The sequence below is a fragment of the Leisingera sp. genome, from assembly GCF_982940295.1.
Genome location: NZ_CEYXRG010000009.1, coordinates 67,910 through 74,452, shown reverse-complemented (window position 1 = coordinate 74,452; position 6,543 = coordinate 67,910). Strand labels below are relative to the sequence as shown.

The following is a 6,543-nucleotide window of genomic DNA, read 5'->3' as shown; positions in this document are numbered from 1 at the left end:
ACGCGGGCGACGGCAACGACACCGTGACCGGCACCGATCAGGCCGACACCATCGAGGGCAACCGCGGCGACGACAACCTCTCCGGCGGCGGCGGCGATGACCTGCTCATGGGAGGCGACGGCGACGACATTATTGCGGGCGGCAGCGGTGATGACACCCTGACCGGCGGTGCCGGGGACGACCTGTTTCTTTATGCGGCAGGAGACGGATCTGACGAGATCGATGGCGGCAGCGGCTGGCACGATACGATCCGCCTGGAAAACGGGGACGGCGGCGTGGTTGCTGACGGCAATACCGTGGAAGGCAATGGCTGGGTGCTGCAGGTCGAGTCCGGTTCAGTGGAAAGCGTGAGCGACGGAGCGCTGGATCTATCGGAAGGAGCCTCTGGCAGGATCACGTTTGATGACGGCGAGGAAATTGACTTTGACGGCATCGAAAACGTCACTTGGTAGAGCCATGAAAATGTTCGGAATATTCATTTTTTCCATACGGTTAACCTCTCGCCGCTATCTTTGCGGCACTATAGAGAAGGGCTGAATCTTGGCCGGAAAGTTTTTAAAGGTTTTTCGACGGCACCAAGTGCAAACCAGTGCCTCTGCGGAATTGGGGGCGGCGCTGGCGAATACCCTTGGGCTGGTGCTGCCACTGATCACCATTCAGGTTTTTGACAGGGTAATTCCCAACAACGCGATCGAAACGCTGGTTGTGCTGGCGGTGATCCTTGTGGGCGCAGTCCTGGCGGAGGCTGCGGTCAGGATCGCCCTTGCCGGTCTCCATTCGGCGTTCGGGATGCGCTACGAGCTCGAAACCAAGCTCCGGCTATACAATAATATGCTCTACCAGCCCGCAGAAGCCAGGCAGCCGGGAACCGGACAGGCCGGGCAGGAGGCGCTGGAAACAATCGGCAAAGTACAGCAGCTGAATGCCGGCGGTCAGCGGCTGTCGCTTATCGACTTGCCGTTTGCTGGCGTGTTTCTCGCGGTTTTCTGGGTGATCGAACCCTGGCTGGCGGTGGCGATCCTGGGCATACTGGCGGCGGTTCTGTTTCTGCGGACCCGCGGCCGCAAGACGATACAGGCTCTCGACGAGAACCGCCGTGACATCTCCGCGCGTGCCGGCAGTTTTGTGTCCGAAGTGCTTTCCGGCATAGAGCATCTGAAAGGGCTTGGCGCGGATGAGTTCATGATGCGCCGTCATGAGAGACTGGTTGCCCGGGGGGCGGAGGCAACCCAAACGCTGGTCTACCGCCAAGCCTCGGGCCATGCATCTGCTGAAGCAATCTCGCAAGCGGCCCCCATGCTCATTGCGATGTTCGGTGCCCCTTTTGTGATCAACAGGACGCTGACCCCTGGGGAACTGGCTGCGACCATTCTGTTGTCAGGCCGCGTCATTGCACCCTTTGTAAAACTACAGGCGGCGTTTGCCGGAAATCAGGCTATCCGCCCGGCGCTTGACCGACTGGACAGCGCCCTGGCGGCACCGGCCGTGGTTGGGACGCTCCATCCGGCGGACACTGTTGAAACCTTGGAAGTTGTTGACCTGGATGTGCATTCGGCTGCCGGAAACCTGGTGTGCGAGGGGCTGACCCTGTCGCTGCAGCGGGGCGAGTCGATTGCCATCAGCGGCGCCAGCGGCAGCGGCAAATCCACCCTTCTGAAAACACTGCTGGGCCAGCACCGGCCGAGTTCCGGAAAAGTGCTGGTCAACGGCTGCGACATTGCCCGCTATGACCCGGATTACATCGCAAGCCGCTTTGCGTTCATGCAATCCGCGCCGGTGCATTCCGCCGGCAGCGTGATGGATGCGCTGACCGGGATGCGCGGGCCGGAATTCCTGCCCGAAGCGCTGGAAACTGCCAGGGAGCTGGGGCTGGCTGACTATTTCGCCCTCCAGCCTGACGATTTCGTGTTCAAACCCATGAACACCGCAGGCGCCGGCATCCCCGTTGCCGTTCAGTCGCAATTGCCGATGGTAGCAGCGCTGTTGAAATCCCCGCAGGTCATCCTGTTTGATGAGGCCAATGCCTTGCTGGATCTGCGCTCTGACCGGTTGCTGCTGGAGGCGCTGAAACGGCGCCGGCAGCAGACGATCACGGTGCTGGTGACCCAGCGGCCGTCGTTTGCCGCAATCGCAGACCGTCAGTTCCACCTTGAGAACGGCCGCCTGGCGGACCTCCGCACAACGCCGGCCGCACCGCTCCGCAACACTTCAACTGCCATTGGCGCATCGGGTGCAGCATGACCGTACACCTCCCCGCTAACGGCGCAGACGGGTCTGCGCAGAGTGCCTTCGGGCTGGATGCCATCGCCGACGGCATTGATACAAGCCAATGCTGGGGCGTGACATCCAGGGACCCGGTTGTCGCTGCGGTTTTCCGGATACTCGGCACGTTCGGCTGGACAGGCTCACGCGACAGCTTCGTGCGTGCACTGCCGCATATGCCGGACCGGCTGACCACCGCAGACTTGCGGTCGATCCTGTCGCGGCTCGGGATATCCAGCACGGAAAGCCGACTCGGCAGCCGCCGTATTGAAGACCTCCCGCCTGCGACAACACTGGTCACCGGCACAGGCCGCATCCTTGTCGTTCAGCCATGTGCCGGGGGCGGTTCCAGCCTGGTCGACCCGGTGACGGGCGAGCCCTGCAATGAAGGGGTGACATACAGGTCTCTGACGCTCAGTTTCAGCAAACCGCCGCAAACTGCGCAGAACGGTTTTGTAAGACAGCTCATCACCCGTTTCCGGCAGAACTGGCTGCAGGCCCTGACAGCCAAGACCGCCAGCAATGGCGCAGCGCTGGCCATCGCGTTCGGGGTGATCGCCGTCTATGACGCGGTGATCCCGGCCAAGGCTCACGACACTCTCGCCTGGCTTGGGGCCGGACTGGCCATGTTCCTGTTGCTCGACATGGGCTTCCGCAGGCTCAAGGCCCGGGGCCTGGCCCGTATTGCGGCGCGAATGGAATTTCTCGTCGCGACCACCGTACTGCGCAAGATAATCGCACTGCCCCTCCAGCAGATAATTGCAAGCCCCGTCAGCACCCAAGTGGTCCGTGTCCGGCAATTCAGCCGCATGGCCACCCTGCTAGTCGGTAATGTGGCCGACGCCGTCGCTGATCTTCCTTTTGCTTTGCTCACAGTTGCGGCAATCTTTGCCATCGCGGGCCCGCTTGGCTTTGTTCCTGTGGTGCTGATGCTGACTTTCGGCCTGTTCGCGGCCTTCCTGGTGCCGCGTCTGCGCCGTGCGGAAACCGCTGCCCGCAGCGCGGCAGAAGAAGAAAACCGGATCACCAGCGACCTGTTCCAGAATGCGGTTGCAATCCGCTGCGCAGGCGAGCAGCGGGCATGGCGGGACCGCCTGGAAACCGTCACCCGCCGCAAGGCCATTGCAGCGCGGCGCGCAGAGATGGCGCAAAGCGCAATCGACGCAGTTTGCAAATCGGCGACACCGGTTTCCGGGGGCCTGACCGCCCTGTTCGGCGCCTTTCTGGTCATGCAGGGCAGCCTGACATCCGGCGCGTTGCTGGGGGCCGTGATGCTGACATGGCGCGCCATCGCCCCGGTGCAATCCGCTTTGAAGCTGGCAACCAAATGGACTGAGATTGCAGGCGTGGCATCGCAGCTGGACCGGCTGGCCGCCCTGCGCCAGGAGCACGATCCCAAGCGCGCCCACCACGAATACTCGGCGAAGGGGGACATTCATCTGAACGCAGTCGGTTTCCGCTACGGCAACAAAAGCGCCCCGGCCGTGCGCGGTCTGAGCACACGGATCCCGGAAGGGGCGCTGGTTGCCGTCACCGGCCCGTCGGCAGCAGGGAAGTCGACATTGCTGCGGCTGGTGGCAGGGTTGCTGCAGCCTCAGACCGGCGTGCTGACGATAAACGGGGTCAACGTCAGCCAAATCCCGGTGTCGCAGCTGCGCCAGTTTATAAGCTATGTGCCCGCGCGGCCGGTGCTTGTGCATGGCTCGGTGGCCCAGAACCTGCGTCTTGCCTGTCCCTTCGCCACTGAACCGCAGATGTTCGACATACTTGATGAACTCTCCCTGCGCGACGCCGTCGGGAAACTTCCCAAAGGCATTCACACCGTGCTGACGGACCAGGTTCAGGCCACGCTGCCCAGCGGCTTCCGCCAGTCCCTAGCGGTCGCACAGGCGCTGCTGCGCGATCCGCAGGTCCTGCTGCTTGACGACCCGGCCCAGTCCCTGGACCGGACCCTTGAAGCCGCGATGATCCAAGCGATCCAGCGCCGCCAAGGCCGTGTTACCACGCTGATGGTGACACACCGCCCCAGTCACATCCGCCTCGCTGATCTCGAACTGCCCCTGCTGGACGGCATGCCCAAGCCGGCCGGGCGAAAGAAGGAACAAGCCGCATGACAGGCCAGAACAATCAAACGGCACCGGCCTCCGCCGTAGTACAGGCCGGCAATGGGATTCAAAGGCGTGCACTGTTGCTGGAGGCCGATCTTTCAGAGCCGGCGGACACCAAGGGGTACACCCGGCTGATTTGGCTGATTGCAATCGCCGCCGCGGGCTTTGTCGCATGGGCCGCGATGACCCCGGTCTACGAAACCGTGACCGGAGAGGGCCGCCTCATGCCCCTGGATGGCGTGCGCACCTTGCAGAGCGAGCATGGCGGCCGCGTCACCGCCGTTCATGTGCGGCAAGGCTCGGAGGTGCAAGCGGGGGATCCTCTGGTCACCTTTGACCGGTCGCGCGACCTGCTGCAGCTGGAGCAGTTAAAGGTGCGCGAAGCGGCGTTGCGCCTGGAACTGGACCTGCAGTCTGCAATCTTGAACGGCACCGAATTCATCCCATCCAGCAGCTGGCAAACCGGCCTCAGGCAAAGCCAGCAGGTTTCCTTCCTGGCTGAGGCCGCGGCGGTCCGCTCCCGGCTCGATCTGATCTCTGCGGATCTGGAACTTGCCGGTGCCCGCAAAGCCGAAGCGTCCGCCCGCCTGGTGGAGCTCGAACGGCGGCGGATTATCCTGGCCGCGCGTCTTGCCTCGTTCGATCAGTCTTTCAGGGATGGCGGCTTCATCAGCCGCCGGGACAGAGACCAGGCTGAACTGAGCCTGATTGAAGTCCGCGAGCAGATCGCGGTGGTGACTGCCGAAAAACGGACTGCAGAAATCAGCCTGCAAAAGGCCCGGCGCGAAAAGACCGAATACCTTGCCGCCCGCAAAAGCACCGCAGCCCGCACCGTTGCCGAAACCGAAGCCAAGCTGGCGGAACTGGGCGAGGAAATCGCCCGCTACCAGCTGCGCGCCGGCAGCGGTGTGCTGGTTAGCCCGTTTGACGGCGTGGTCCAGACGGTGGAGGTCGATACCGAAGGTCAGGTCATCGGCCCCGGCGGACCCGTAGCGGAAGTCGTGCCCGAAGGCGCCGAATTGTTCGCAGAGGTGCTGATACCGGCCAGCCGGATCGGCGGCATCGAGCCCGGCTTTGAGGGTGCATTGACTCTCCTGACCTTCGACGCCTCACAGTTCGGGACCCTTGCCGGCACGGTTGTATCCGTGTCGCCCAGCTCGGACATTCTGGACAGCAACGAAGCTGCTTACCTTGTGCGGCTCCGTATAGATCAGGATTTAACTGCCAGGAAGCACACCATGAAGTTGCGGCCCGGCTTATCCGTCTCGGCAGACATCCGCCTCGGCAGCAAGACGGTGTTTGAATACTTTCTCAAACCCCTGAAGGCCATTCGCAGCGCGGCCTTCTCGGAACAATGACCGGCGGGGAACTCTAACCGGGCGGGCGGCCTGATGGGATTAGGCTCCTGTTAGGCCGCTGCTGCCTTCGAGCCGGCCCGGACCGGCTCCGGAATATCCGTGCGGCTGCCTGAGTGCTGAAAGGACCTGAGCCGGCTTTTCCGCGCATGGAAGGGACCCAAAAGCACATTGGCGGGTTGCGCCCTGCTCGCGTTATTAACGCCAAGCAATGCGCCCAGGCCATTGCCTGACTAAACTTCCCGTCACACTCCAGAATGACAGGAAGCGGGCCATGGCTGAAAGAATTCTCGTTGCTACTGACGGATCGGAATCAGGCAATCGCGCAGTGGATTGCGCGGCGGAATTGTCGAACAAACTGGGGCGCGGCCTCAGCATCGTTCACGTTTACCTGCACGGGCGGCCGCCCGCGGAAATGATGCAGCTCGCCAGGTCCGAACAGCTGTATGAACAAGTGGCTGCCGCCCAGAACCTTACCCCCCGCGGCCAGCCCGCGAATTTCCTGGGGCTGTTTGCCAGCGCCAGTGAGGAGCGCGACAAGGCAAATGCGGTTTTGGCAGTCGGCGAAACCATTCTCGATTGGGCAGAGCATCGCGCCAGGGATGCTGACGCACAGGACGTGGTTACGCATCTATGCGCCGGCGACTACGCGGACGGCATTCTGAAAACCGCCGAGGCCGGGAATTTCGGGATGATCGTCATCGGCAGGCGCGGGCTGGGGCTGGTGCGCGAAATCCTGATGGGGAGTGTCTCCCAAAAGGTCCTGCACCACGCGGCCTGCACGGTGGTCGTCACGCAATGACCCTGGCGCCGGCAGG

General features: G+C 62.8%; 5 protein-coding genes. All 5 read left to right on the top strand.

What is annotated here, in order from left to right; translation table 11 throughout:
• Positions 1 to 452: calcium-binding protein (locus AC4HIX_RS10420; RefSeq protein ID WP_490398930.1), on the top strand; the 452-nt coding region annotated here is incomplete at its 5' end.
• 127 nt (positions 453 to 579) lie between these two features.
• Positions 580 to 2,241: an ABC transporter transmembrane domain-containing protein gene (locus tag AC4HIX_RS10415; RefSeq protein ID WP_490398929.1), complete on the top strand. Its 1,662-nt coding sequence runs from the start codon at positions 580 to 582 to the stop codon at positions 2,239 to 2,241.
• Positions 2,238 to 4,376, top strand: coding sequence for a peptidase domain-containing ABC transporter (locus AC4HIX_RS10410; protein WP_490398928.1), 2,139 nt, complete (start codon positions 2,238 to 2,240; stop codon positions 4,374 to 4,376). The genes AC4HIX_RS10415 and AC4HIX_RS10410 overlap by 4 nt, the downstream gene beginning before the upstream one ends.
• Complete coding sequence (locus AC4HIX_RS10405; protein WP_490398927.1) at positions 4,373 to 5,728, top strand: HlyD family type I secretion periplasmic adaptor subunit; 1,356 nt, start codon at positions 4,373 to 4,375, stop codon at positions 5,726 to 5,728. Before AC4HIX_RS10410 ends, AC4HIX_RS10405 begins: the two co-directional genes overlap by 4 nt.
• A 271-nt stretch (positions 5,729 to 5,999) precedes the next feature.
• Entirely contained in the window at positions 6,000 to 6,527 is a 528-nt protein-coding gene (locus AC4HIX_RS10400) for a universal stress protein (RefSeq protein ID WP_490398926.1), read from the top strand.
• Positions 6,528 to 6,543: the final 16 nt, after the last annotated feature.

Coding starts and splice junctions, on each gene's coding strand:
- AC4HIX_RS10410 (WP_490398928.1), top strand. CDS start 2,238: ATGACCGTACACCTCCCCGCTAACGGCGCAGACGGGTCTGCGCAGAGT.
- AC4HIX_RS10405 (WP_490398927.1), top strand. CDS start 4,373: ATGACAGGCCAGAACAATCAAACGGCACCGGCCTCCGCCGTAGTACAG.
- AC4HIX_RS10400 (WP_490398926.1), top strand. CDS start 6,000: ATGGCTGAAAGAATTCTCGTTGCTACTGACGGATCGGAATCAGGCAAT.